Below are 25950 nucleotides of genomic sequence, written 5' to 3'. Positions count from 1 at the left end.
CGGGAGAACGAGGGATCAAGCAGGCCCCTTGGACCTGCGGTGGTTCCCTTTCAAGCATTGTGGAACGCGGTGGTTCCGTAGCGTCGTTCAGTCGCGCGCGGCGAACCAGTCGGTCACGGCCTGTTGCGCGTCTTCCGCCAGCTGGAGCCCCAGCTTGCTGCGCCGCCACAGCACATCTTCGGCGGTGCGGGCGTATTCATGCGCGACGAGGTAGCTTAGCTCGGCTGCATAAAGCGTGCCGCCGAAGTGCCGCCCGAGATCGGCGAGCGAGGTCGCCTCGCCCAGCACGAGGCCGAGCCGGGTGCCATAGGCGCGCGCCAGCCGCTGGAGCATTTCGGGCGGCACCCAGCCATAGCGTTCGTTCGCGCGCCACAGGAAAGCGGCGAAATCGCCATCGGGCATGTCACCCCCGGGCAGCGGCGCCTGCGCGGTCCACGCCGCGCCGGGCAGGTCGAGCACGGCACCGAGTTTTTCCAGCGCGTGTTCGGCAAGCTTGCGATAGGTGGTGATCTTGCCGCCATAGACCGACAGGATCGGCGCGCCGCCCTCGGCTTCCAGCTCGAACACATAGTCGCGCGTGACGGTCGAATTGCTCGCCGCATTGTCTTCGTACAGCGGGCGCACTCCGGCATAGGTGGAGACGATCTCCTCCTCGCTCACCGCGCTGGTGAAATAGCGCGAGGCCGCTTCGCACAGATAGGTGACCTCCTCGGGCGCAATGCGCACGTCGTCGAGATTGCCCTTGTACAGCTGGTCGGTGGTGCCGATCAGCGTGAAGTCGCGCTCGTAGGGGATGGCGAAGACGATCCGCCCGTCGGGCTGCTGGAAGATATAGGCATGCTCGCCAGGGAAGCGGCGCGAGACGATGATATGGCTGCCCTTGACCAGCCGCAGATGCGCCGGTGTGCTGCGGCCGAGCGCGGTCTTCGCCACGCGATCGACAAACGGGCCGGCGGCGTTGATCACCGCGCGCGCGGTCACTTGGCTCTCGCCAGAACCATCGCGGAGTGTTGCCCGCCACCCGTCGGCGGCGCGCGCCAGCGCGGTGCATTCGGTCCCGACCCGCACCTCGGCGCCGCGTTCCTCGGCATCCTTGACCGTCAGCACCACCAGCCGTGCGTCCTCGACCCAGCAGTCGGAATATTCGAACCCGGTCCTCAGCCGCTCATGCAGCACCCCGCGATGCGGGGCGACGCGCAGGTCAACACGCTTGCTGCGCGGCAGGCTCATTTTCCCGCCGATGCGGTCGTAGAGCAACAGGCCGAGGCGCAGCATCCATTTGGGCCGCATGCTCGGTTCGTGCGGCATCACGAAACGCAGCGGCCAGATGATATGCGGTGCATTGCGCAGCAGCACCTCGCGTTCGCGCAGGCTCTCCGAGACGAGCCGAAACTCGTAATGCTCGAGATAGCGCAACCCGCCATGGACCAGCTTGGTGCTGGCCGATGAGGTATGCGAGGCAAGGTCGTCTTTCTCGACCAGCAGCACGCGCAGCCCGCGCCCGGCGCCATCGCGCGCGATCCCGGCCCCGTTGATTCCGCCACCGATGACTAGGAGGTCGTAAGCCTGGCTCATCCCTGCTGGAGCAACCGCCCGGCAATGGCGTCGAGCTTGGCCAGCGTGGCACGATCATGCTGTTCGGTAGCGGTGATCACCGCGTCGTTCAGCGCGTGGTCGATCGGCGAAGGGCTGCGCTTGCGCGGCAGGCCCTTGCAGAACGCCTCGACTGCCTTGCGCGCCAGTTTGGAGTTCTGCTCCATCTGCTCGACGACCTGCGCCAGATCGACTGCCTCGCCCTCTTCGCGCCAGCAATCGTAATCGGTGACCATGGCCAGCAGCGCGTAGGGCAGTTCGGCCTCGCGCGCGAGCCGGGCTTCGGGCATGCCGGTCATCCCGATCACTTCGGCGCCCCAATGGCGGTAGAGCCGGCTTTCCGCCCTGGTCGAAAACTGCGGGCCTTCCATGGCCAGATAGGTCGCGCCTTCGGTGCATTCGCCGCCCGCGCCGGTGACTGCCTTGGCAGCGTGTTTGGCGAGCCGCGGGCAGACCGGGTCGGCCATGCTGACATGCGTGACGAAGCCGTCGCCGAAGAAGGTCGACGGGCGACGCTTGGTGTTGTCGATGAACTGGTCGACCGTGACGAAGCGGCCCGGCGCCAGGTCCTCCGACAACGAACCGACCGCGCTGATCGCGAGGATGTCGGTACAGCCTGCGCGTTTGAGCGCGTCGATATTGGCGCGCGCATTGATCGTCGAAGGGGCGATGCGGTGTCCCCGCCCATGACGCGGCAGGAAGCGCACGCGGACATGGCCGATGGTTCCGCACAGGACTTCGTCCGACGGCTGGCCCCAGGGTGACTGGACCGGGATCCATTGCGCATCCTCGAGCGCATCGATGGCATAAAGCCCCGATCCTCCGATGATGCCGATGGTCCAGTCGCTCATATATTCCCTTTCGCGTCGCAGGCCGATCCGTGTCCGGCAGCGCGGGTCAAGATCGCGTTAACATGACGGCGAGGCGTGGCGGGTGGCAGCGGCTAAGTCCACCCCTCAAATCGGCCAATGGTTCGCATGCGGGGTCGCGTGCAAGGCCCGCCCAGGCCATACGCATTGGTATTCACGCGCTACCGGTGGGCGCCCCGCTTGACACTGCGCCCGGTTTCGCGCGGAACCCTCCGCAATGCGGGGCATAGGGAATGATGATGGCCGAAACGAAGATCGAACCGACCCTGGCTAGCCTGAGCGACAGGTTGCGCGTGCTCCACAGCCAGACGCGCGAGACGCCGCTGTTCAACCCCGTGTTCCAGCTTTCGCTCGACATTTCGCGCAAGCTCGAAAGCGGCGAGCTGGGGATCGATGCGCTGGCGGGACTGGTTGACGAGCTCGAAGCGCAATCGCTCGATGCGCGGGCTGTGCGGCTCGGCAATCTGCTCGAACCGCAGGAGGCCGACCACCGGCTCGCCACGCTGTTGGCGGCAGGCGATGATTTCGAGCGCTTCCGCGCCTCGTGGGAGCGCCCGCACATGCACGCGGTGTTTACCGCCCACCCCACCTTCCTGCTGACGCCGCGGCAGAGCGAGGCGGTGGCCACTGCGGTCGCAACGGGACGCGAGGCCGATCCGCAGGGCCCTTCCGAGACGCCCGAAATCACGCTGCGCTACGAGCATGAATGCGCCATGGCCGCGCTGGCCAATGCGCAGGATGCGCGCGACCGGATCGTAGCCGCGGTGCTGCGCGAGGCGCGCGGGGCCTATCCCGACCGCTGGACCGAATTGCAGCCCATGCCGTTCCGCTTCGCCAGCTGGGTCGGCTACGACATGGACGGGCGCACCGATATCACCTGGTACAATTCGATCGCCTTCCGTCTGGCCGAAAAGGCGCAGCGGCTGGGGCGCTATGCGGATACGCTCGAGGCGATCGACGTGACGCACGGGGCCATCGCCGCGCTGCGCGCCGCCCGCGATCATGCGGCGGCGAGCGCGGCGGACTTCGCCGGGGACCTGTCCGATCCTTCGGCAATGTCGGCGGCCGCCAATCGGCTGACGGCGGACCATCCGGCCAAGCTGCTCACGCTTGCCCCGCTGATCGACCAGCTCGAGAGCGAGGCGGGCGACAGCAATGCGGAGGATGCAATCGGCCTGCGCACGCTAGCGGCCGCCATGCGCGCCGACGGGCTCGGCATGAGCTGGATCCATTTCCGCGTGAATGCCAAGCAATTGCACAATGCGATCCGCACCCGGCTCGGCGATGCGGCGGATATCGACTTGTCCAGCCGCGGCGCGATTGCCGCCTTGCGCGAACTGCTCGCCAGCGTTGAACCGCAAAGCGCCAATTTCGCCAGCCTCGCGGTCGAAAGCTCGACCGCGGTGCGGCAGTTCCTCGCGATGGCGCAGATCCTCAAGCATGTGGATGCCGATGCGCCGATTCGTATGCTGGTGGCCGAATGCGAGCAGCCCTCCACCGTGCTCGCCGCGCTCTATTTCGCTAAGCTGTTCGGGATCGCCGACAAGGTCGATGTCTCGCCGCTGTTCGAGACCGAGACCGCGCTCGAACATGGCGGACGGTTTCTCGACCTGCTGCTCGCCGAGCCCGACTACAAGGCCTATGCCAAGGTGCGCGGGCGCGTGGCGATCCAGACGGGTTTCTCCGATGCGGGGCGCTTCGTCGGCCAGATCCCCGCAAGCCTGGCAATCGAACGGCTGCAGGGGCGGCTGGCGGAGGCGATGGCCGCCAACGGGCTGACCGATGTCGCCGCGCTGATCTTCAACACGCATGGCGAAGGCATGGGCCGCGGCGCGCATCCTTCCAGCTTCGAAGACCGCATCGAATGGGCGCTCAGTGCCTGGGCGCAGCGCCGCTTCGCCCGTGCAGGCATCGCGCTCGAGCCCGAAGCAAGCTTCCAGGGCGGTGATGGGTATCTGCCCTTCGCCACGCCCGACCTCGCGCTGGCCACACTGACCCAGGTCATCGCGCACAGCCCCGCGCATACCGATGCCGACGTGCCCACCGATCCCTTCTATCGGCGGACCGATCTCAGCCTCGACTTCTACCGCGCGATCAAGGAGCACCAGCGCGACCATCTCGAAAGCCGGACCTATAGCCGCGCGATCACCGCCTTCGGTCTCGGCCTGCTCAACGAAACCGGCAGCCGCAAGTCGCGCCGGCAGAGCGACCTGTCCGCCGATCGCGAGATGAGCCTGCGCCAGATCCGCGCGATCCCGCACAACGCGATCCTCCAGCAACTGGGCTATCCGGTGAACATCATCGCCGGGGTCGGCAGCGCGGCCGAAGGCAACATCGAAGAGCTTGGCGCGCTGCTCACCGAGAGCGCGCGCGGCCGCCAGATCATGCGGCTCGTCCGCGCCTCGAATGCGCTGGCCAGCATCAAGACCGTCGCCGCCTTCGGCGAATTGTTCAATTCGGCCTATTGGGCGAGCCGCCCCTATCGCGGCACCGAACAGCATCTTGCGCAGTCCTGTGAAGCGCTCGCCGAATATCTGATCAAGGACGATCGCAACGGCGTGTTCCGGCGGCTGGCCTCTAGGCTGCGCGTCGATGCGCTCAAGCTCCACCGCCTGTTCGACCTCGTGCCCGATGACGATCCGCATCCCGAACGCGAAAGCGTGCGCCGCGCGATCGGCGTGCTTCAGGCGGTGCGCCTCGCGCTGCTCCAGCACATGTTCCTCAAGGTCGTTTCGGTGCCTGCCTTCAGCCGCGCCAACGACATCAGCCGTACCGATGTGCTCGAAATGGTGTTCACGCTGCGGATCGACGAAGCGCTGGCGCAATTGCGCCGCGCCTTCCCCATCAGCTTTCCGCGCAAGGGCGATTTCGCGCTCGACGAAGCGGGCGAGTATCCGCTGGGCGAGGGAGAAGGCTATGCCACGATCCGCGCCAATTCGATCGAGCCGATCGAGCAGGCCTATGCGCTGTGCCTGCGGATCTCGACCGCCATCGCCAACGAGTTCGGCGCACACGGCTGATTGAAATCGCCGCGATACGGGCGCATTGTCCCTCCCGATCAACTTGGGGGATGCGGTCATGGGGAATTTCCTGCTTGGAGTCGGCGCGACGATCGTGGCGCTTGGCGTGCTCGGCTATCTCGGCTTCCGGCTGTTTCGCCGCGGGCCGCTGACGTTCGAGATCGACGGCTTCTACAGCCATGTGGTCGATGGCGACGTCGGCCCCTTTATCCGCGATGTGCAGGCGGACGTCCCCGACGCGAAGATCTGCACGCTCGACGACCGCATGTCTTGTTCGATCCGCGATGCGGTGCAATGCCACAACCAGGCCGAACGGCCCGATTGCAATGTGCTGCTGCTGTCGGGCGGTGGCCAATGGGGGGCCTATGGGGCGGGCCTGTTCGACACGCTGAGCCGGCACAGCCCCGACGAGCTCGCCCTGCCGGGTATCGGCGTGATCACCGGCATTTCGACCGGTTCGCTGCAGGCGCTGATGCTGATGGTCGGGCTCGACCCCACGCAGACCCCGGACATGCGGCGTTTCGCGCTCGACCGGCTGGTGTGGGGTTATTCGCCCGAACGCGAAAGCGATGTGGTGAACAACACCAAGCTCATCTCCGTGCCGCTCTACGGCTCGGCCGCGGGGACTGCGCCGCTGCGCAAGCGGATCGTCGAAGCGCTCATGCCGGGCGGCGATCCGCGGCTGGTCGAGGCGATCGGCAATTCGAGCATCGAAGGGTTCGTCGGCTTCGTCGAGGCCGAACGCGGCGTGTTCCGCTATGCCGAGGTCAAGCAGTTGGTGAACGCTGCGCCCGATGCGGCGGCGGCGGCCCAGGCGCTGGCGGCGGCGTCGATGGCGTCTTCCGCCATGCCGGTGTTCCACCAGCAATTGCGGGTCGCGGGCAGCGATGGGAAGCCGATGACGCAATATGACGGCGGGGTGCGCCGCTCGGTGTTCTTCGACCGGGCGATGGCCGCGGTCGACCAGGAAGTGCGCAAGCAGATGGCAGCGCAAACCGGCCCGGAGGCGCTGGCGACAATGAAGCAAGCGAGCTTCGGCGACGATTACGAACGCAAGGCGCCGACCGTCTATGTCGTGCGCAACGGCCCCACCGCGCGCAAGCCCGACGCAGCGCTCAACACCACCTCGGGCCCGCTCAGGAACGGCCAGCGCGGGTATGATTTGCTGGTCAATGAAAGCGAGATCGGCGCGATTGCGGGGCTGCGGCTCAACAATCCCTATGGCAAGATCATGCTGACCAGCGCCGACCGCTACGACACCTTCCCGAGCGATGTGGGCGAGAACTTCAAGGATGACGAGATGTTCAAGCCCGCCTTCATGGCGCGGCTGCGCGACCTGGGCCGGCACAAGGCCGAACGCCCCACCGGGCCGTGGTGGCCGCTGAGCAAGATCGCCTAGCCTTTACGCTCCGGCCGCCCGGCGGAGGAGCGTCAATCTGCGGGGACGATCCGCAATTGCAAGCCGTCGCACGCCTCGGTGAGCGGAATCTGGCAGGACAATCGCGATCCCGCCTGGCGGTGGTCGGACCCGTCAAGCAACTCGTCCTCCTCGCTCGACATCGGTTCCGGCGCGACGAAGTCGGACTCCACGACAATGTGGCAGGTCGCGCACGAACAGCATCCGCCGCACAGTGCCAGCAAGTCCTGGAAACCACTGTCGCGGATTGCTTCCATCAGCGAACCATCCGGTGCGACCTCGACGGTTTGCTCGGTGCCCGAGAGATTCTTGATGTGCAGCTTGATCATGAATGGCGCTCCTTCCGGCGCGATGGCGGCTGGGGGTGTTGCGGGAGTGATTGACGGATGGGCCGTCGTCGGTGAGCTCGTCCGGGCCGTCAGACCTCGGCGGGGCGACCCGGTTCGGGCTCGGATGATTCGGCCTGGGTGTTCAGCACCTGGCGAAAGGTCCGCCTGACCAGCCATGGCTCGAGCACGCGGCCCACGAGAAACAGCGCGAAGAACAGCCCGGCAAAGACGAAAGCAGGCGTGGGCGAGTGCGTGCCCTCCTGCTCCTCTTCCTGCTCCTCCATCCGCTGCTTCTTTTGCTCGAGCGATTCAGGCGGCGGGGCACCAAGCATCTGGTCGACGATATTGTGCGGCCTGGGCTCTTCCTCGTCTTCCTCATCCTCCGCGTCGCTCGCCTCGGTTTCCGCGGCGCTTTCGAGCTCGGAGATGACGATGGTGGCCTGTGCAATCGCGAGGAACAGCAGCGGGGCCAGTGCACACAGCAGCAGTGCGGGGCTGAACAGATCGTAGCGCAGCTTGGCGGTCCCGCCTTCCTCCACGACTTGGAGCGTGCCGCGGCTGAAGGTGGCCAGCTTGTCCTGCGCGGCGGGGTTGTCCTTCACATAGGTCAGCGTGTCGCCGTCGATCTCGTGGCTGGCGGCGTCCAGCAATGGATCGAGCCGTGCGAACGCGCTTTGCGGTGTGCGCGGCGGGTCCAGTTCCACGACACCGCGCGCGCGCCATATCCAGTCGATGAAAGACAGTTTGGGCACGTGGCGGGTCTCCGGCAATTTCGGGCGGGCACAAGCCTTCCACGTCCTGAAGCGGATCGCAGGCAGGCACGTCGGAAGGATGGGTCGGGTTGCGACCGGATGAGGCCGCAATGTGGGGCTATTCTGCTGGGACGCCTGAGCGGCGGAAGCGTGCGGGGATCCGCTCCTTCACCGCCCTGACCCCTTCGGTGAAGGGAAAGACCATCGTCTCGTTGATCTGCATCCTGCGGCCGCCCTCCATCCCGAGCTTTTCAGCTTCGCCATCGACGCAGGTTCCGAAGATCCGGTCGAAGATGATCCAGGTGGCGCCGTAATTGCTACGGCTGCCCTGGAAATCCTGCGAATGGTGGACGCTGTGATGCTCGGTCGTGTTGAACAGGAAGCGCCACCAGCGGGGCGTGTTGAAGCGCACGTTGATGTGCTGATAGGTGCCGATGGCGAGGCCGAAGGTCGCGGCAAGCAGCGCGGCCCGCGGCAGGAAATCGAAGAACCCGCCGATCCCGAGGCCAATCAGGAACAATTCGATCGGGTTGCCAACCGCGCCTTTGTTGATGTTCAGCTGCGTGATGTAGTGATGCGGTGCATGCGTCAGCCACAGCGGATACCAATTGTGCATTCCGCGATGCATCCAGTACTGGCCGAAATCGAAGATCAGCGAGATCAGGAGCGCCTGCACCAGCAAGGGCATGCCGGTGAACCATTCAAGCTTGCCCCAGTCATAGGCGCCCTGGATGGCTTCGATGACCACGCCGGCGCCGATATAGACATCGACCATCCGCAGCAGCGTGTATCCCAGGCCGACATAGAACAGGTCGGTGCACAGTTCCTTCCACGTGAGCTGCCAGCTCTTGTGACGCGGGTTCACCAGCTCGATCCCGATCAGCAGGACCTTGAAAGATATGGCAATGGTGATCGCCGTCGTTGCCGTGGCCAGCGAATTGGGCGCGTAATACCAGAAGGCGATCAGCGAAAAGAGGAAGAAGGGCTGGAAATAGGTGAAGATGAACCGCTTCAGCGGGCCGCCTTCCACCTTGGGAATGTTGTCCCATCCGACCGTAACCGGCGAGTCCGCCCCGATGATCCTGTTTCCTACGCGTACACCGGCCATATCCGCTACCTCCCGTGCGAGACTGTGGGGATACGCCGGACAATGCGCAGGACCCTGGGCAGACTGCTGTCCGGCCTCCTGAGGTTCTGTGGGATGCGCACCGACGGACTCCCCCTTGCTCGGATCGAATGACCGATCCGGCTGGTTTCTGTGTCTCTCCCGGCGAACGTTTTTTGGCTATTGCGGCGAGGCTATCGATATTATGAAAACCGTCAAGGGTAATAACGGTCCTTTTTTGACATTTATGCGAAGCTGAAGGTCAGGTGCGAGCAATATAGGCGCGCCATCCGCCCAGCTCGGTGATATCTTCGGCTCCGGTGGTTGCACGGGGCTCGGCTACGAAGCCTTTGACATTGCTGCCATCTTCCAGCGTTACCGTGCCGATGGCGAGCGGGGCGGGGACTTCGGCGACGAAGCTGCCGAAGGCGGCCACGTCGAGTTCGTAGACCTCGACCGCGATCGCCGCGCCATCCTCGCTATGGACCAGCGCGGGCTTTGGCGGTGTGCTGTCGGCCATCGCATAGAGCCGGTAGGCGGGGGCGGTGTCGAACGCACCGACGAATCGCGCATCGCGCGACGTCAGTTGCCAATGCAGCGGCATGTCCTTCAGATGTGCGCCGACGACGGCAAGCTTAACGGTTTCCATTCTTCCCTCCAGATCGAGCGCGGGTCTCGCGGGCAAGTCCGCCTTGGCGAGATAGCTGTCGGCGGCGTCCATAAGGCCGCTGTCACTGCCTGCCGGACCGATCAGCGTGATACCGAAGCCGGTGCCATTTTCGCGCGCACCGGCCGGCACGGCGATCGCGGCCATGTCGAGCAGGTTCACGAAATTGGTATAAAGGCCCAGATTGCTGTTCAGCGCGACCGGCGCGGCTTGCAGTTCGGCCACGCGGTAGGTCGTGCCGGTGGTCGGGAAGGCGAGCATGTCGACGCTGGCCCACATCTCCTCGGCATCCCGTTGCAGCTGCGCGAGCCGATAGATCCCGTTGAACAGTTCGACCGCCGAAATGTCGAGGCCCGGCGCCACCACTGCGCGGACGGTGGCGTCGATCGCCTCGGGGTTGGCGGCCAGCAACGGGGCCAGCGCCGCCGCGCGCTCGGCTACCCATGGGCCGCTGTAGAGCAGGCTCGCGGCTTCGTTCAGGAAGGCGATATCAAGATCGCAGATCTCGGCGTCGCGCGCCAGAGTTTCGAGCGCGCGGGAATAGAGCGCTTCCGACTGGCCGTCGCCGAACCAGCCTCGCTGGTCGGGACGGGGGACGCCGATGCGTTTCGGGGTCAATTCCCGAGTGGGCAAGGCGCGAGAATAGGCATCCTGCGGATCGAAACCCGCCATGATCTGGTCGACCAGCCGCGCTTCGGAGATGTCGTCGGTGAAGACGCTGATGCAGTCGAGCGTACGGCACGCAGGTACCAGCCCCGTGGTGCTCCAGCGTCCCTTGCTCGGCTTGTATCCCACCAAATGGTTGAAGGCTGCGGGCACGCGCCCCGATCCGGCAGTGTCGGTACCCAGCGCAAAGGCCACGAGACCGGCCGCCACCGCGACCGCCGAGCCCGAACTCGATCCCCCGCTCACATAGGCGAGATTGTAGGCGTTGCGCGGAATGCCATAGGGACTGCGTGTGCCAACCAGCCCGGTCGCGAACTGGTCGAGATTGGTCTTGCCGACGCAGATCGCGCCAGCGTCGAGCAACCGCGCGACCGCCGGTGCGGTGGTTTCGGGTGTGTGGGAGAACGCGGGGCATCCCGCGGTTGTCTCGAAACCGGCGACATCGATATTGTCTTTCACTGCAAAGGGGACGCCGGCCAGCGGGAGCGTTTCTCCCTCGGCTATCCGCGCATCCACTGCGCGCGCGGCCTCTGCCACGCGTTCGGGCGAAGCGCGGCTGATCCAGACCTGCGGCTGGATTTCGTCATAGGCGTCGATCCGTGCCAGAGTCGCCTCGGCAATGTCGAGCGCGCTTGCCGTGCCGGTGTTGACCGCCGCGGCGATCGTTTGGACGCTCTGGCGTGCGAGGTCCATCAACACCGCCTCGTCAGCGCCATGAGCGGCGCGCCCGGTTCGATCGGCTGGCGTTCCTCGATATACAGCGAGGAAATCGTCCCGGCAGCGGGGCTTTCCAGCGGACACTCCATCTTCATTGCTTCGATGACGGCCACGGTGTCCCCCTTTTCGACCTCGTCGCCCTCGGCGACGAGCAATTTCCAGATGTATCCGCCAAAGGGAGATTCGACGACTTCGGCGCCCTCCGGCACGTCGACCGCCGGCGCATCCAGCGCCGCGCCGCCGATGTCGTCCGCCAGTTCGGAAAGGCGGTCGAATTCTCCGTTACGCTCCCATTCGCCCCGTTCGGCATCGAATGCCGCCTGCCGGGTCTCCTCGAACGCGGCGATCGATTGCGCGTTCTCGCTCAGGAAAGCGCGGTAGTCGGCCAGCCGGAATTCCGAATGCTCGACCTCGATCGACCGCCGCCCGGCAGGGAAGTCCCGCCGCCATTCCTCGAGCTCTTCGGCCGAGACTTCGAAAAAGCGGATCTGGTCGAAGAAGCGCAGCAGCCATGGCTTGCCGTCCTTGAAGGCGTCGGTCTGGCGATAGGTGTTCCACACCTGGATGGTGCGCCCGAACAGTTGGTAACCGCCCGGGCCTTCCATCCCGTAGATGCACATATAGGCGCCGCCGATCCCGACGACATTGGGCGGGGTCCAGGTGCGCGCGGGATTGTATTTGGTCGTGACGAGCCGATGCCGCGGATCGACCGGTGTGGCGACGGGGGCACCCAGATAGACATCCCCCAACCCCATCACCAGGTAGCTTGCATCGAACACGATATCCTGCACCGCATCGGCATCGGGCAGGCCGTTGATCCGGCGAATGAATTCGATGTTGTCGGGACACCAGGGCGCATCGTCGCGCACGGCCGCCATATATTTCTCGACGGTCGCAATGGTCGCGGGATCGCGCCAGCTGAGCGGCAGGTGGACGATCCGCGAGGGAATGGTGAAATCCTCCAGATCGCCGAGCTCGTCCTCGCATTCCATCAGCGCTGCGAGGGCGGAGCGCTGGTCGACCTGCTTGCCGTCGAAATGGAGCTGGAGCGAGCGGATGCCCGGGGTGATGTCGACCACCCCATGGAGCCCTTTCGCTTCGAGCACGGTCATCAGCGCATGGACGCGGATACGCAATTCGAGGTCGAGCACGATCGCCCCGTATTCGACCAGGATATTGCGATCGCCCTGCTGCCGGTAGACGGTTCGCGGACGATGCCCCTCGGCGGGGATTTCGGCGAGGATCGGGCTGAGATCGGCCGGTGCGCGCGACTCGCTGTCAGCCGGCACTCCGGTCGTTGCCCCGGCAAGGGGGGCGGCCTGGTCGGCGGCTTGCGCTTCGGCGATATCCACGGGCTGGAAGCGCAGGCGGTTCCCCGGAGCCAGTTGGCCGATCTTCCAGCGATCTGCGGCGATCACCACGAAGGGGCAGACGAAACCGCCCAGCGAGGGGCCATCGGGGCCGAGGATGATCGGCATGTCGCCGGTGAAATCGACCGCACCGATGGCATAGGGATTGTCATGGATGTTGGACGGATGAAGCCCCGCCTCGCCGCCATCCTTGCGCGCCCATTCGGGCTTGGGGCCGACCAGCCGGACGCCGGTGCGATTGCTGTTGTAATGCACCTGCCATTCGGCACTGGTGATCGCTTGTACGTCGTCCGGGGTGAAGAAGTCGGGCGCGCCGTGCGGACCGTACAGGACGCGCAAAGTCCAGCAATTGCCCAGCTCGGGTTCGGGCCCCGCGGGCATGTCCGTGGTCGTGGCGTTGCCGGCCAGATGCAGCGTGTCGCCAGCGAGAAGCCGCCGCGCCGCATGTCCGCCGAACTGCCCCAGTTCGAAGGTGCTACGGCTGTCGAGATAGGGCGGGATATCCAGCCCGCCTGCAAACAGGATATAGCCGCGCATGCCCCCGCCCGAAACGCGGCCCAGTGCCAGCGTCTGTCCGGCGACGACGTCGAACGGCGTGTCGCGCGCCACCGGATTGCCATCGAGCCTGGCCCCGAAATCCGCCCCGGCAAGACACAGGCGCGCGGGCGCATTGAAGCGCAGCGTCGGCCCGGTGAAGGTCACCTCGAGCCCCGCCGTGCCCTCTGGATTGCCCAGCCGCAGATTGCCCAGCCGGAACGAGCGGTCATCCATCGGCCCTGACGGCGGGACCCCGACCGACCATAGTCCTTCGCGCCCCGGCCAGTCCTGTACGGTAGTGGCAGTGCCGCCGGAGACGATCTGGAGGCTGCTGGGCGCATAGGGAATGGTATCGAGCAGGCGGGTCGTGACCGTGCCCGCGATGAAGGATTCGTCCTGCACGACATCGCGCAGCCAGCGCAGGTTCGTCTCGATCCCGTCGATCCGGCTTTCGGCGAGCGCCGCCTGCATCGCGCCAATGGCGCCTTCGCGCGTGTCGGCATGCGTGATCAGCTTGGCGATCATCGGATCGTACCATGCGCTGATCGTGGTGCCGGCTTCGCACCAGGTTTCCGCCCGAATGCTATCGGGGAACGACAGCGCCGACAGCGTGCCGGTGGTCGGGCGGTAGTCGAGCGCCGGGTCCTCGGCATACAGTCGCACCTGGACCGCATGCCCACGGGCGGTCGGCGCAGCGCGATCCATGAAGGCGTAGTCGCCCATGCCCCCACGCACCATCCATTCGACCAGATCGACGTCCATTACCTCTTCGGTGACCCCGTGTTCGACCTGCAGGCGGGTGTTCATTTCGAGGAAGAAGAATTCCTGCCGTTCGGCGTCGAAGAGGAATTCCACCGTCCCTGCCGAGCGATATTGTGCTGCCTGAGCGAGGTTGATCGCGGCCAGGATGAGGTCGCGGCGCAGCGCATCCGACAGGCAGGGGGCAGGGGCTTCCTCGACGACCTTCTGATTGCGGCGCTGGAGCGAACAGTCGCGTTCGCCCAGCGGCATGACGTGGCCTTCGCCATCACCGAAAATCTGGACTTCGATATGCCGGGCCCGCGCGATGTAGCGCTCGAGAAACACGCCCGCATCGCCGAAACTGCTCTCGCCCTGGCGTACCACGCCGGCAAAGCCGTCGCGCAGCCCGGCCTCGTCCGCGCAGATGCGCATGCCGATGCCGCCGCCGCCCGCGGTCGCCTTGAGAATGACCGGATAGCCGATGTCGGCAGCCGCGCGGGCGGCCTCGTCTTCCCCGGTTAGCAGGCCGGTGCCGGGCGCCAGCGGCACGCCCTGGTCCTCGGCCAGAGCGCGGGCGCTGTGCTTGAGACCGAAGGTGCGGATATGCTCGGGTCGCGGGCCGATGAAGACGATCCCTGCAGCCTCGCAGGCTTCGGCAAATTCGGCATTCTCGGCGAGAAACCCGTAACCGGGGTGGATATAGCCCGCGCCCGTCTCCTTCGCCGCGGCGATGATTGCGGCGCTATCGAGGTAGCTTTCGGTTGCGGGGGGCGGCCCGATGCACACCGCACTGTCCGCCAGCGACACATGCAGCGAATCGGCATCGGCTTCCGAATAGACCGCGACCGAACGCAGACCCATGGTCCGCAAGGTCCGGATAATCCTGGTGGCAATCGCTCCGCGGTTGGCGATCAGTACCGTCGGCGTGCTCATGCAGCGACGATCATCCGCACGGGAGTCGGGTTGAAGGCATTGCACGGGTTGTTGATCTGCGGGCAGTTCGACACCACCACGACCACATCCATATCCGCGCGCAGGTCGACCGTAAGGCCGGGCGCGGAAATGCCGTCCACAATGCCGAGCGACCCGTCTTCCTCGACGGGCACGTTCATGAAGAAGTTGATATTGGGCACCATGTCGCGCTTGCCGCGCCCCTCGGACAGATTGGCCTCGAGGAAGTTCTCGACGCAGGCGTGCTGCGCCTTGGTGTGGTGACCATAACGCAGCGTGTTGGATTCGCAGGAACACGCGCCGCCGATCGTGTCGTGATAGGCGACCGAAGTGCCGGTAATGGTCATCATCGCGCGGCCTTCGTTCGAACGCAGGACGCTGCCCTGGCGCAGGAACAGGTTCCCCTGCGCGGCCACCGTGTCCTGCGAGCTATACCGTTCGGCATCGTCGGGATCCGCGTAGAGCAGGAAATCGACCGCCTGATTGCCTTCCACATCGATAATGCGCAGCGTCTGCCCTGCCGCGATGTGATGCAGCCACGGCGCCCGGGCAGGCACGATTTCGTCATGGACGACGGCACCGGGCAGGCCCCCTGTTGCGGGATCAGCGGTCATGCAGTCTGCGCCCTTCCTTGCTAGCGGCGGTAGTAGTCTTCGACATTCTCGAAGGCGCGCAGGCCCTCGGGCGTGGCACAGCGGACCGGATCGTCCTGATCGGTCACGGGCCCGCGCCACGCGCTTATGCGCAGCGGCGAAACCTGCCAGTCGTCCCGCGGGTCGAGGACATGCGGGCAATTGGCCAGGACCACGATCACATCCATTTCGGCGCGCAGCACGATCTCGCGCCCCGCCTCGAAAGGGCCTACCAGCGGCGTGATGGCCCCATCGGCCTCGATCCGCGTGCCCTTGAACAGATTGACGCAAGGGTGGACATCACGGCGCTGCAGCCCGTGCTTGGCCGAGCCCAGCAGCAGCCGGTCGCGGCCATTGGGAAAGGCACCGCTGTTGCGGCCCTCGCCATATTTGGCTTCGTTGGTGGCGGCGTTCGATGTGCCGCAGAAAACGTCATGCGTGGCGGCGCCATCTTCGAGGATGCTCATCATCACGCGGCCCATGTCGGACAGCAGCAGCTTGCCCGCGCCGAGATAGCCGTTCCACTGCACCTTGACCGTGTCGGCCACGTTCAGCCGTTCGGTCGGCATTTCGGCATTGTAGATGAGCATCGAGGCACAGGCGTCGCCGGCAAGATCGATCAGCCGGACCCGCGATCCGCGCGCCAGGCTGCGGGTAGCATACCCGCCCGGGGCGACGGTTTCCTCCCATAGGAGGTCGTCCGGTTCCACGCCTTCGGGAAGGTCTGGCGCAACCGGCGGCAGGACGGGCATCGCGTCGACCACCGTGCCGGCCATCGCGCGGGCGTGGTCGCGCGCTGCCAGCGGGTTTGCCAGCCCCTCCGTCATGCGGCCGCGGACTTTGGCGGTTTGGGCTTCTTGCCTGCGCTGTTGTCGTTGGCGTCGGCTTCGCCCTGTTCATGCAGCGGCGGCAGCAGCGCGGTGGTGGTGACCAGCTGGAGCTGGTGAACCCCGCGAATCGAGCGCAGCGAATCGCACAGCGCCTCGAGCCGTACGGCTGGGCCTTGCACAAGCAGCACTTCGAGCGACTGGTCGTCCTCGAGGAAGACATGCTGCGAGGAGATGACTTCCTTCAGATATTGCAATTGCGTCGTCGCGAGCTGCTGGCGGATGCTGCCGCGATCGCCGACATAGACAAGCGTGATCGTGCCCGCGAGCATCTCTTCGGGCCGGGTCTGCGCTTCGTGCTCGGCGAGGGCGTGCCGGATCAATTCGGCGATCAGCTGCGAGCGCGACGGCAGACCCCGTTCTTCCACCATCATGTCGAGCTGGCGGAACAGGTCCGCGGGCAGGCTCATGCTGAGGCGGGCAAGGTTGGTGGGTTCGGATGCCATGGGACGGTCCTCTCAAGTATTATCTATATTGTCAATCGTAATACTACGATTTTTGTCTCATGCGGATTGGGTCAGGACAGCGCGGGTCTCCGCCCGCTGCGGTGCCTTCCGCGTGAGAGGAAGATCGTAGACGATGGAGGCACCATACCGATTTGGGGCGTGCGGGTCATGCCGCAGCTTATCGAGCGTGAGCACGCGATTGCCGAGCGCGAAGGCCTCGCCGATATCGTGCGTTACCATCATTACGGTGAGCGCATATTCGCTCCACAGGCTGGTAATCAGTGCGTGCATATCGGACCGGATCCCGGGATCGAGCGCGCCGAAGGGTTCGTCGAGCAGCAATATCCGCGGGCGTTTGATCAGCGCCTGAGCGATCGCCAGGCGTTGCTGCATGCCGCCCGACATCTGCGCCGGATACAAATGGAGGCTGTCCTCCAGCCCGACCGCGGCCAGCATTTCTTCCGCTTCGGCCAGCGCAGCCCGCCGCGCCGCGCCGAACAGCCGCCCGGCCAGCGGGGCGCGCCCGCATTCGATTCCGAACAGCGTGTTCTCCAGGACCGTCAGATGCGGAAACACCGAATAGCGCTGGAACACCACGCCGCGATCGCTGTCGCATTGGGGCTTGAGCGGGACGCCGTCGAGCGTGATGGTCCCGCGCGTCGGCGCATCCTGGCCCAGTACCACGCGCAGCAGGCTGCTCTTGCCTGCACCCGATGGCCCGATGACCGAGACGAATGCGCCTTCCTCGATCTCGAGATTGACGCGTTCGAGCACGATCTTGTCGCCATATTCGACCCAGACGTCGCGCAGGCTGAGGAAGCCGCTCATCTCTCGGCCCTGTGTGCCCAGCCGAACAGGCGGCGGCTGGACCATGACAGCAGCAGGTCGGTGATCGCCGCGAGGATGGCGATCCACGCTACATAGGGCAGGATGACATCCATCGCGAGATAGCGGCGAACGAGGAAGATGCGGTAGCCCAGCCCGATATCGGCGGCGATCGCTTCGGCCGAAATCAGGAATACCCATGCCGGGCCCAGCGACAGGCGCACTGCCTGGATCAGCCTTGGCATGGCCTGCGGGAGGACGACGCGCAGCGCCAATTGCCATGTGCTTGCGCCCAGCGTCTGCGCCTTGATGATCTGCTCGCGCGGGAGCGCTGCCGTATGCGCGGCGATATCGCGGATCATGAAGGGCGCAATGCCGATCACGATAAGCGCCACCTTGGCGGTCTCACCCAGCCCGAAGGCAATGAACAGGATCGGCAGCAGCGCGATCGGCGGGATCACCGCAATCCCGGTGACCAGCATGCCGAAGGTGGCGCGAACCGGTGGCAGAAGCCCCAGAACGAGGCCCACCAGCAGCGCGCTGGCGGTGGAAATGGCAAGTCCGAGACCGAGCCGCTGCAGGCTCGCCAGCGTATCGGCCCAGAACAGGTGGCGGCCTGAGAGCGGATCCCGCTCGAACACCAGCGCGCGCATGGCGTCGACCATCGCGCCGGGGAGCGGGAGGATCTTGTCGGCCGGGTTGATCTCGTTCCGCGCGACCGCGAGGAACAGATATACCAGGATCAGGAGCAGGATCGGGATCGCCCCCAGAAGCAGGGAATTGGTCCGCCCGATCCGCCGATCGACCCAGCGCACTACGCGCCGATCCCCGGTCCGCTGCCCGTCCGCTTCACCGGCCTACAGCTCGCCATCGGCAGCCATCTGCATGAAGCTGTCGTCGAAGCGCAATGTGATGCTGTTGCCATCGCCCAAGGTCTTGCCGCCCGGGAAGGCCATGCCCACCGCTTCGGCCGAACTGGCACCCTGGCCGAACAGGCCCTGCGAGAAACTGAAGTCGCGGACGCGGGTCATGGTTTCGATCAGTGCCGGATCGGTCGCCGCCGCTACCGCTTGCTCGGGCTCGACATAAAGATAGGTCGTCGCCACCTGCGCTTCGAACATCTCCGGCGTCGTACCCGCAAGCTGCGCCATCGCTGCACGCGCGGCTTCGCCCGCTTCGTCGTCCTGCTGCATCAGCGCGATGGTCTCGTACCAGATGCCCACCAGTGCCTTGCCCAGATTCGGGTTGGCTTCGAGCGTCGCGGTATCGACCACCAGCAGGTCGAGAATTTCACCCGGAATGTCGGCCGAGCTGAATACCTCATGCGCGCCGGCTTCCTGTTTCATCGTCAGGAGCTGCGGGTTCCACGCCACCGCGGCGGTGACATCGGGCGAGGTGAACGCACCGGCAATATCCGCATCTGCGGTATTGATCGTCCGCACATCAGTCATCGCGAGGTCTGCCGATTCAAGCGCCCGGGCGAGCAGATAATGCGACACCGACAGCTCGACCAGATTGACCTGCTGTCCGGCGATACCGGCGAGGTTGTCGGTGCCTTTGAGCAAGACCCCGTCATTGCCATTCGAATAGTCGCCGATGATCAGGGCGGTGGTATCCTTCCCGCCGGCGGCGGGGATGGTCAGCGCATCCATGTTCGCGACCGTTACCCCGTCAAGCTGCCCGGCGGTGTATTGATTGACCGATTCGACGTAATCGTTGACCAGCACGATATCGATTTCGATCCCGTATTTGTCCCCCCACTTCTTCACGATCCCGGCCTGTTCGGCATAAGGCCACGGCATCCACCCGGCATAGATCGACCAGCCGATCGTGAACTGCGTCTTGGGCGCGGTGGCGTCTTCGCCTGCGGGCGCGCACGAGGCGACGAATAAGGCACAGGCCAGCGCTGCGGCTGCCCCCACTTTGCGGATCCCGTTCAACATAGAGGTAACTCCTTTCGCATGTGCAGCATTGCGCCAAAAGAGCCCCCTGTCCATCACTTATTTATTACCATTGCCATTGTTGGTAATAATCATATGGTATTGCTCCAGAGCGCGGGGCCGTAAGGCTACCGACGCGCGGAGGACCGCCTGGGGGGGCATGCATCGAAGGCAGCCAATTGCCGCTGTCCTGGCGGCTTTGCCCGGAGCGCCCGATGTCGCAGACCACGCCTGCCCCCGCACCGCCCCCGACCCCTGCCGCATCGGTCCAGCCGACCTTCGCGGGGAATGGCGATATCGCGGCGGCGTATAATCCGCCGGGAGTGCGCAACACCGATTCCGCGCTGCCGCTGCATCCCCGCGAACCGATCGTGCATGACTATTCGAGCAGCGGGCCGGCGCCCGGGCGGCTCGGCTTCCGCTGGATCTACGGGTCGAATGTCGCGGCGACGAACTCCGATCCGCGCATCCAGGTGGTGCAGTATAACGAAGACACTTTTGTCCTGCGGCAGAACGTCTGCGTCCATTGGGAAGCGCCGTTCGTCTACCTGCTGTTCGGCAATGCCGGAGCCTTGCTGATCGACAGCGGGGCCACCGCCAAAGCGGCCTATTTCCCGCTGCGCGAGACCGTCGATGCGATCATCACCCGCTGGGAGCAGATGCGCGGCCGCAAGCGCATGCCGCTGACCATCGCGCTGACATCGGGCGAAGACATCGCGCAGAACCAGGGGCTGCGGCAATTCGCGGATCGCCCGCGAACCACCATCGTCCCCAGACCGATCGGGGCGATGCAGGCGCATTACGGGCTTGCGGGCAACTGGCCGGGCGGCACCGGGGTAATCGATCTCGGCGACAGGCGGATCGAGGTCATCCCCACCCCCGGGAGCCACCGTGACGGGGTGACCTTCTACGATCCCTATTGCGACTTCCTGTTCACGGGCGACCTGTTGTTCCCCGGACGGATCAACATCGGCAATGACCGGGATTACATTGCGGCGCTGGCGCGGTTGCAGGAGTTCGCCGCACGCAGTCCGGTCGAGGCGGTGCTCGGCGGGCATATCGACATGATGTTCGCGCCGGGCTGCTATTATCCCCGTTTCGCGACCTACAAACCCTATGAGCGCATCCTGCAGCTTTCGCCCGCCACGATCGACGAGGCCTTGCACTATGCGCGCGAGGTGCAGGGCCGCGACATGATGCTGATCCGCCCGGACTTCGTCCTGTTCAACGGGGTCAGTCCCGACCAGCGGACTCGGGTCTGGCCCGAAGGCGTCGCCCGCATCACTCCGCCGCACCCCTTTTGACGTCCGGGAGAACCGCTTTGGACCGTCGTACTTTCCTGTCGTACAATGCCGCAGCGTTGGCGGTTCCGGCTGCGCTGACAACCTATAGCCAGGCCGCGCAGGCCGCCGGGCTGCGGCCCGATCCGGTCGATTTCAAAAGCGACCTGCCTGCCCCCGGCAGTTTCCCCGATCGCTGGATCTGCGGTTCGGAATCGCTCAAGGACAACACCGATCCGCCGGTGCATTTGCACTGGTACAACGCACACACGGCCATCCTTCGGCAGAACAAGGCCTACAGCTTCGAGGCGCCTTTTGCCCCGCTGTATTTTGGCAATGATCGCGTGCTGTTGCTCGACGAGGGCTTTACCCAGTTGCGCACCGACTGGGACCTGCGCGGCGTGGTCGACGAGTGCATCGCGGATTGGTGCAGGCGCAACGGACGCGATCCTGCCGACCTCGAATTGCTCGTCGCCTTCAGCCACCTTCACGCCGATCACTATGCCGCGGTCAACCAGTTCGCCGACCGGCCCAATACGCGCTACATGGGGCTGACGCATGAGGAGATGCTCGGCTTCTGGGGGATGACCAACTTCCCCGAGGAACGCGTCACGCTCGATCTCGGCGGGCGCGATATCCTTATCTGGGGCTCGCCCGGCCATGTGGCGTCCGAATTCGCCTATTACGACAGCTACACGCAGATCCTCTACACTGGCGACATGTTCTATCGCGGGCGCTGCTACATTACCTTTTGGCAGCCCTGGTTCGACAGCATGACGCGGCTGATCGAGTTCTGCGACAGCCATCCCGTGTCGCATGTCATGGGGTGTCATGTCGAAATCAGCAGGACGGGGGAGGATTACCCCTACGGTCTGACCTGGCAACCCGACGAGGCGCCCGTGCAGATGACGGTGGATCAGCTTCGCGAAGCCTATGCCTATGCCCAGACGATCACCGAACCGGGCATCTATTTCACCGGCACGGTGTTCCTCTGCAACCAAACGCGCAGCCTCACCACCATCGACACCAATCCGTATCGCTACAGTTGACGCCGCCGCCGGGACGGCCCGGCACGCCCCGCCTGCCATGCAAGGACCAACGCCCATGACCCGATCGATCTGCCTCCTGCCCCTCATTGCCGCGGCCTGCGCGCCGGCGGCCGAAATTGGCCCCGAGCCCACATTCGCCGAGAATGTGATCGACGTCCCCGGATTCGCCGATTTCCTCCAGGTTGATGGCGATACCGTATGGACCACCAACGACGGCCGGGTGGAGCAGTGGTCGAAAACCGAGAAGCTGGCCTCGGTCGCGATCCCGCGCCCGTGCGGCACGATGGCGATGGAATCCGGATCGCTTTGGGTGGGCAATTGCGATGGGGGCGAGCTGTATCGCATCGGCCCCGAAACCGCGCAGGTACTGGCCACCATACCGGCGGGCATCGGACCGAGCGGCGAACAGAACGTGGTCGCCGGTGCCGGGTCGGTATGGGCCCCCAACCAGGCGGAGGGGACGATCTCCCGCATCGATCCTGCCACCAATGAAATCTCCGCGTCGATCGAGGTGGCGCCGGGTACGACTTTCCTCGCCTTCGGGTTCGACGCGCTATGGGCGGTAAGCGGAACCGGGGGGACACTGCAGCGCGTGGACCCGACTACCAACGCGGTCACCGACACGATCCAGCTGGGCGATACGCCCGGGTTCCTCGTCGCGGGTGAAGGGGCCGTCTGGGTGCAGGAGCAGGGCGACGGGACCGTCGCGCGGATCGACCCCGAAACGCGCGAAGTGGCGGGCCGTACCCTCGTCGGCGACAACCTCAAATGGGGCGATATCGACACGGGCGACGGGAAGGTGTGGCTGCGTACGACCGACGACCAGACCTTCGTCGTGATCGATGCGGCGACCGCCGAAATCCTCGCCCGCGTCGGACGGGCGGAGGGCAGCGGCGCGCTGCGTTATACGCCCGACGGGATATGGACGAGCGCGCATGACGTCCACTCGCTGACATGGTGGACCAGCGAAGCCCGGTGACGGCGCGGAATCGATTCGGGATAGCCGCACCTCGCAAGCCCTGAGGCTGCGAAGGGGACGATATGACGCAGCAACCACAGGGTTCGCGTGACTTGCCGAACCCTGTGAAAATCGTGTGAATTCAAATCCAAACGCCAGGCTCGCGGTGCTGTTCGCGCGATCAATTAATACTCTTGACGCATTCCGTAATATCTCTAGCGTATGTGTCATGCCGTCGTAAGCAACGGCAACGCTTGGGAAGGGGATCTGCAGGATTGAGCCGGCTATCGGCTCGATATGGAGATTGTCTATGGACCGAACATCGGGAGCCGGGACCTTCGCGAAGAGCAAGCGCTCTGCCGTCCGCGCTGCCGGTCCGGCCGCCTCCCTATCTTCGACACCTGCACATGATTTCTCGCGGCGCGCCCACGTGCGCTCGTTGCGGTCCCGTCGATACGGACCCGCAAAACACCCCTCTCCATATGAAAACACCGCGTTCTCATTCCCTCAATCGAGAACGAAGAACAATCGCAGGCGGGGCAATTCGGATAAATCCGAACAACCGAAGAAAAAGCAAGCGGGATCGTGCGAATAGGCGGGTTGGTTTCGTCGAGTCGATAAGGTGAATGCCTGAAGTCCGAATAACGGAGCACAGGCGCACCTCAGGTCCTCAAGTAAAGCTGGGTCGGCTGCGACATGCGTGTCGCGGCCCGGGGAAGCTCAACCGCAAAAGACGGGAAGAAAACGATGAAAAAATGCGCAAAACTGAAATTCGGTTTGCTGTCGGCAACCGTGTTTTCGACCACCACGCTGGCCGCACCGGCTTTCGCCCAGGAGGAGCCGGAAGAGGAGAGCGCGGCTCCGGTCACGATCGTCGTTACGGCCACCCGCCGCGCGACGACGCTGATGGATACGCCGATCAATATCACCGCCGTCAGCGCGGAAGAGCTGGCGCGGCAGCGGATCGACGACATTCGCGATATTGCCGATTTCACCCCCGGCATGACGATTTCGGACACCGGCCCGGGCTCGACCGGCACGGTGGTGCTCCGCGGTCTCAATGCCTCGGGCGTGGGTGACGGCGGCGCCATCTATGACGACGCGCTGGGCATCTATCTGGGCGAAGTCCCGCTCTATTACGATTTCAAGCTGGTCGATATCGCCCGCGTCGAAACCCTGCTCGGCCCGCAGGGCACGCTTTACGGGCTTGGTACGCTGGCCGGGGCGATCCGTTATATTCCCAACCGGCCCGATCCCAGCGTGGTCGAGGGCGAGGTCCATGCGCGCGCTTATGCCAAATCGCATAGCGACGATTTCGGCTATCAGATCGATGGCGTGATCAACCTGCCCATCGTGGCCGATCACATCGCGTTCCGCAGCGCGACGGGGTATTACTTCGACCCGGGATTCATCGACTATTCGCTGCTCGTCCAGGAACCCGGCGTGTCGTTGCCGCAGCCCGATGGCCCCGACAGCATTTCCGATGCGGGTTATGCAGCGAACCTCTACGAGGAAGAGGATCTCAATTTCGAGCGGACCTTCACCACGCGCAACCAATTGCTGTTCCAGGCCGACGAGGACCTGCAATTGCTGCTGACCTATGCGTATCAGCAGACCGAGACCGAAGGTGCGCAATCGAACAGCGCGGGCGTGCTGGGTACCGGACGCTATGAGAACGCCAGCCGGTTCAAGGAACCGGTCGACCGTCACGCGCATCTCGTCAGCGCCGAGATCAATGCCAATATCGCCGACATCGTCGATATTGTCGCCACCGGCGCCTACACCGAGATGGGCTATAGCGATAAGGGCGACGTCACCGACCTGCTGCTCGACCTCGATTACGATTACGAGCTGTTCCCGGCATTCGCGGGCCATTACGCATCCGACCGCACTCGCAAGCAAAAGAACTTCGAACTGCGGCTGGTGTCGAGCCATGGCGGTCCGTTCAGCTGGGTTCTGGGCGGCTTCTACAACGAGAACGATTATCAGAGCGACTACGCCGAACGCATTCCCAACCACCCGTGGGTCGACCCGACCACCAACCCCGAAGCGCTGGAATATGTCAGCTACATCACCTCCGAGGTGAAGGAGAAGGCGATCTTCGGCGAAGCCACGTTCGAGGTTACGCCGGATTGGCAGGTCACCGCGGGCGCGCGCTATTTCGACTATACATCGACGATCTCGGGTGCGGCGGCCCTGCCTGTCCTGGGCGATCCGCTCAGCCCCTATGATTTGCCGTCCAATGGCGGCGATGCCGGGGAAGACGGCTGGGTGTGGAAGTTCAATACCTCGTATGAATTCAGTCCCGACTTCATGGTCTATGCCACGTACAGCAAGGGCTACCGCCTTGGCGGGCCCAACCGGGTTGCGCCCTGTCCGGCCGATATCCAGCCGGGTCAGCAGATCATCTGCGCACTGCCCGACGAGCTGCAATACGGCCCCGACACGACCAAGAATATCGAGATCGGGATGCGCAGCCAGCTGTTCAACGACGTGCTGGCGCTCAACTTCAACGTCTTCGACGTTAAGTGGCAGGGGATCCAGGTCAATTCCTCCACGCTCTATGGCGCAACCGGGATCACGGTGAACGGCGGGTCGGCCAAGTCGCGCGGCTTCGAGGCCTCGTTCCAGCTCAAGCCGATCCCCGAGCTGTCGATCCAGGGGACCTATTCCTATACCGACGCCTATCTCACCGAAGACGTGCCGGGCATCATCACCATTCGCGAAACGCCGGGCGATTATTCGAACCGTTTCGTCCAGCTGGACGCGCTCGATGGCGACCGGCTGCCCGGCTCGGCGAAGAATTCGGGCAGCCTTGGCGTTACCTACGTCCAGCCGATGGGCGATGCCGATCTGGTGGCCAACTGGACGGCGACCTATCGCGGCAATGTCGTTTCGAGGATCGGGTGGGATCGCGCCTATGGCGATCTGATCCCCGGTTACACGCTGCACCGGGCTGCGTTGACCTACGAGATGGAAACCTACAGCATCAGCCTGTTCGCCAACAACATCTTCGACAAATACGCAGTTGTATCGACTGCCAACGATCGCTCGCGCATCGGCGTGAACGATGGTGTTGCGGTGCGTTACTATCGCCAGGCGGTAATGAGTCCGCGGGTCGTCGGGGTGGAAGCACGCATGTCGTTCTGAGCGACAACACCGTCCCAAGCAAAGGGCGCCTGCGTTCCTACGCAGGCGC

Annotated in this window: 19 protein-coding genes; 6 read left to right on the top strand and 13 right to left on the bottom strand. The window is 64.7% G+C overall.

The genetic code is table 11. The annotated features are described in order from the left end of the window. Nucleotides 1–87: 87 nt before the first annotated feature. Nucleotides 88–1575 (bottom strand): glycerol-3-phosphate dehydrogenase, encoded by a 1488-nt coding sequence (gene glpD, locus V6B15_RS11735; RefSeq protein WP_334201295.1) that lies wholly within the window; start codon nucleotides 1573–1575, stop codon nucleotides 88–90. Continuing rightward, nucleotides 1572–2444, bottom strand: coding sequence for an S-methyl-5'-thioadenosine phosphorylase (mtnP, locus tag V6B15_RS11730; RefSeq protein WP_334201294.1), 873 nt, complete (start codon nucleotides 2442–2444; stop codon nucleotides 1572–1574). The genes glpD and mtnP overlap by 4 nt, the downstream gene beginning before the upstream one ends. Before the next feature lie 257 nt (nucleotides 2445–2701). On the opposite strand from mtnP, the gene V6B15_RS11725 reads away from it, so the two are divergent. After that, complete coding sequence (locus V6B15_RS11725; RefSeq protein WP_334201293.1) at nucleotides 2702–5482, top strand: phosphoenolpyruvate carboxylase; 2781 nt, start codon at nucleotides 2702–2704, stop codon at nucleotides 5480–5482. Nucleotides 5483–5540: 58 nt separating this feature from the next. Continuing rightward, nucleotides 5541–6881 (top strand): patatin-like phospholipase family protein, encoded by a 1341-nt coding sequence (locus V6B15_RS11720; protein ID WP_334201292.1) that lies wholly within the window; start codon nucleotides 5541–5543, stop codon nucleotides 6879–6881. A 32-nt stretch (nucleotides 6882–6913) separates the two neighbouring features. Here V6B15_RS11720 and V6B15_RS11715 read toward each other — a convergent pair whose 3' ends face one another. The 11 genes from V6B15_RS11715 to V6B15_RS11665 all read right to left on the bottom strand — a co-directional run bounded on the left by V6B15_RS11715 (nucleotide 6914) and on the right by V6B15_RS11665 (nucleotide 19467). Beyond that, nucleotides 6914–7228: a 2Fe-2S iron-sulfur cluster-binding protein gene (locus tag V6B15_RS11715; RefSeq protein ID WP_334201291.1), complete on the bottom strand. Its 315-nt coding sequence runs from the start codon at nucleotides 7226–7228 to the stop codon at nucleotides 6914–6916. Nucleotides 7229–7317: 89 nt separating this feature from the next. Continuing rightward, nucleotides 7318–7980, bottom strand: a complete 663-nt coding sequence (locus V6B15_RS11710; protein ID WP_334201290.1) for a hypothetical protein — start codon at nucleotides 7978–7980, stop codon at nucleotides 7318–7320. A 118-nt stretch (nucleotides 7981–8098) separates the two neighbouring features. Continuing rightward, nucleotides 8099–9088, bottom strand: coding sequence for a sterol desaturase family protein (locus tag V6B15_RS11705; protein WP_334201289.1), 990 nt, complete (start codon nucleotides 9086–9088; stop codon nucleotides 8099–8101). A gap of 259 nt (nucleotides 9089–9347) precedes the next feature. After that, entirely contained in the window at nucleotides 9348–11111 is a 1764-nt protein-coding gene (gene atzF / locus V6B15_RS11700; protein WP_334201288.1) for an allophanate hydrolase, read from the bottom strand. Beyond that, complete coding sequence (gene uca, locus V6B15_RS11695; protein WP_334201287.1) at nucleotides 11111–14716, bottom strand: urea carboxylase; 3606 nt, start codon at nucleotides 14714–14716, stop codon at nucleotides 11111–11113. The genes atzF and uca overlap by 1 nt, the downstream gene beginning before the upstream one ends. Continuing rightward, a complete protein-coding gene (locus V6B15_RS11690; RefSeq protein ID WP_334201286.1) occupies nucleotides 14713–15348 on the bottom strand; it encodes an urea amidolyase associated protein UAAP2 in 636 nt (211 codons plus the stop codon). Before V6B15_RS11690 ends, uca begins: the two co-directional genes overlap by 4 nt. A 20-nt stretch (nucleotides 15349–15368) precedes the next feature. Beyond that, nucleotides 15369–16193 carry an urea amidolyase associated protein UAAP1 gene (locus V6B15_RS11685; protein WP_334201285.1) on the bottom strand — a complete coding sequence of 275 codons (825 nt, stop codon included), beginning with the start codon at nucleotides 16191–16193 and terminating at the stop codon, nucleotides 15369–15371. After that, nucleotides 16190–16699: a CopG family ribbon-helix-helix protein gene (locus V6B15_RS11680; protein WP_253520231.1), complete on the bottom strand. Its 510-nt coding sequence runs from the start codon at nucleotides 16697–16699 to the stop codon at nucleotides 16190–16192. Before V6B15_RS11680 ends, V6B15_RS11685 begins: the two co-directional genes overlap by 4 nt. A gap of 57 nt (nucleotides 16700–16756) precedes the next feature. After that, entirely contained in the window at nucleotides 16757–17527 is a 771-nt protein-coding gene (locus V6B15_RS11675) for an ATP-binding cassette domain-containing protein (RefSeq protein WP_334201284.1), read from the bottom strand. Continuing rightward, the gene (locus tag V6B15_RS11670; RefSeq protein ID WP_334201283.1) at nucleotides 17524–18339 is read right to left on the bottom strand and encodes an ABC transporter permease; all 816 of its coding nucleotides are present in this window, start codon (nucleotides 18337–18339) and stop codon (nucleotides 17524–17526) included. Before V6B15_RS11670 ends, V6B15_RS11675 begins: the two co-directional genes overlap by 4 nt. A 42-nt stretch (nucleotides 18340–18381) precedes the next feature. Beyond that, a complete protein-coding gene (locus tag V6B15_RS11665) occupies nucleotides 18382–19467 on the bottom strand; it encodes a putative urea ABC transporter substrate-binding protein (RefSeq protein WP_334201282.1) in 1086 nt (361 codons plus the stop codon). 212 nt (nucleotides 19468–19679) lie between these two features. Here V6B15_RS11665 and V6B15_RS11660 point away from each other — a divergent pair, with 212 nt between their 5' ends. The 4 genes from V6B15_RS11660 (at nucleotide 19680) to V6B15_RS11645 (ending at nucleotide 25901) form a co-directional block, all read left to right on the top strand. Further along, nucleotides 19680–20768, top strand: coding sequence for an MBL fold metallo-hydrolase (locus tag V6B15_RS11660; protein WP_334201281.1), 1089 nt, complete (start codon nucleotides 19680–19682; stop codon nucleotides 20766–20768). 17 nt (nucleotides 20769–20785) lie between these two features. Beyond that, entirely contained in the window at nucleotides 20786–21793 is a 1008-nt protein-coding gene (locus tag V6B15_RS11655) for an MBL fold metallo-hydrolase (RefSeq protein WP_334201280.1), read from the top strand. 55 nt (nucleotides 21794–21848) lie between these two features. Then, the gene (locus V6B15_RS11650) at nucleotides 21849–22772 is read left to right on the top strand and encodes a Vgb family protein (protein ID WP_334201279.1); all 924 of its coding nucleotides are present in this window, start codon (nucleotides 21849–21851) and stop codon (nucleotides 22770–22772) included. 726 nt (nucleotides 22773–23498) lie between these two features. After that, complete coding sequence (locus V6B15_RS11645; protein WP_320181045.1) at nucleotides 23499–25901, top strand: TonB-dependent receptor; 2403 nt, start codon at nucleotides 23499–23501, stop codon at nucleotides 25899–25901. Nucleotides 25902–25950: the final 49 nt, after the last annotated feature.

It is taken from the genome of Qipengyuania sp. Mu-71 (assembly GCF_036867055.1).
GTDB lineage: Bacteria > Pseudomonadota > Alphaproteobacteria > Sphingomonadales > Sphingomonadaceae > Qipengyuania > Qipengyuania profunda.
The sequence above is the reverse complement of the archived record's forward strand: the minus strand, read 5'-3'. Positions and strand labels throughout refer to the sequence as shown.

Excerpts from the sequence above, each read along its gene's own strand:
- glpD (WP_334201295.1), bottom strand. The coding sequence starts at position 1,575 with ATGAGCCAGGCTTACGACCTCCTAGTCATCGGTGGCGGAATCAACGGG.
- mtnP (WP_334201294.1), bottom strand. The coding sequence starts at position 2,444 with ATGAGCGACTGGACCATCGGCATCATCGGAGGATCGGGGCTTTATGCC.
- V6B15_RS11725 (WP_334201293.1), top strand. The coding sequence starts at position 2,702 with ATGGCCGAAACGAAGATCGAACCGACCCTGGCTAGCCTGAGCGACAGG.
- V6B15_RS11720 (WP_334201292.1), top strand. The coding sequence starts at position 5,541 with ATGGGGAATTTCCTGCTTGGAGTCGGCGCGACGATCGTGGCGCTTGGC.
- V6B15_RS11715 (WP_334201291.1), bottom strand. The coding sequence starts at position 7,228 with ATGATCAAGCTGCACATCAAGAATCTCTCGGGCACCGAGCAAACCGTC.
- V6B15_RS11705 (WP_334201289.1), bottom strand. The coding sequence starts at position 9,088 with ATGGCCGGTGTACGCGTAGGAAACAGGATCATCGGGGCGGACTCGCCG.
- atzF (WP_334201288.1), bottom strand. The coding sequence starts at position 11,111 with ATGGACCTCGCACGCCAGAGCGTCCAAACGATCGCCGCGGCGGTCAAC.
- uca (WP_334201287.1), bottom strand. The coding sequence starts at position 14,716 with ATGAGCACGCCGACGGTACTGATCGCCAACCGCGGAGCGATTGCCACC.
- V6B15_RS11690 (WP_334201286.1), bottom strand. The coding sequence starts at position 15,348 with ATGACCGCTGATCCCGCAACAGGGGGCCTGCCCGGTGCCGTCGTCCAT.
- V6B15_RS11685 (WP_334201285.1), bottom strand. The coding sequence starts at position 16,193 with ATGACGGAGGGGCTGGCAAACCCGCTGGCAGCGCGCGACCACGCCCGC.
- V6B15_RS11680 (WP_253520231.1), bottom strand. The coding sequence starts at position 16,699 with ATGGCATCCGAACCCACCAACCTTGCCCGCCTCAGCATGAGCCTGCCC.
- V6B15_RS11675 (WP_334201284.1), bottom strand. The coding sequence starts at position 17,527 with ATGAGCGGCTTCCTCAGCCTGCGCGACGTCTGGGTCGAATATGGCGAC.
- V6B15_RS11665 (WP_334201282.1), bottom strand. The coding sequence starts at position 19,467 with ATGTTGAACGGGATCCGCAAAGTGGGGGCAGCCGCAGCGCTGGCCTGT.
- V6B15_RS11660 (WP_334201281.1), top strand. The coding sequence starts at position 19,680 with ATGTCGCAGACCACGCCTGCCCCCGCACCGCCCCCGACCCCTGCCGCA.
- V6B15_RS11650 (WP_334201279.1), top strand. The coding sequence starts at position 21,849 with ATGACCCGATCGATCTGCCTCCTGCCCCTCATTGCCGCGGCCTGCGCG.
- V6B15_RS11645 (WP_320181045.1), top strand. The coding sequence starts at position 23,499 with ATGAAAAAATGCGCAAAACTGAAATTCGGTTTGCTGTCGGCAACCGTG.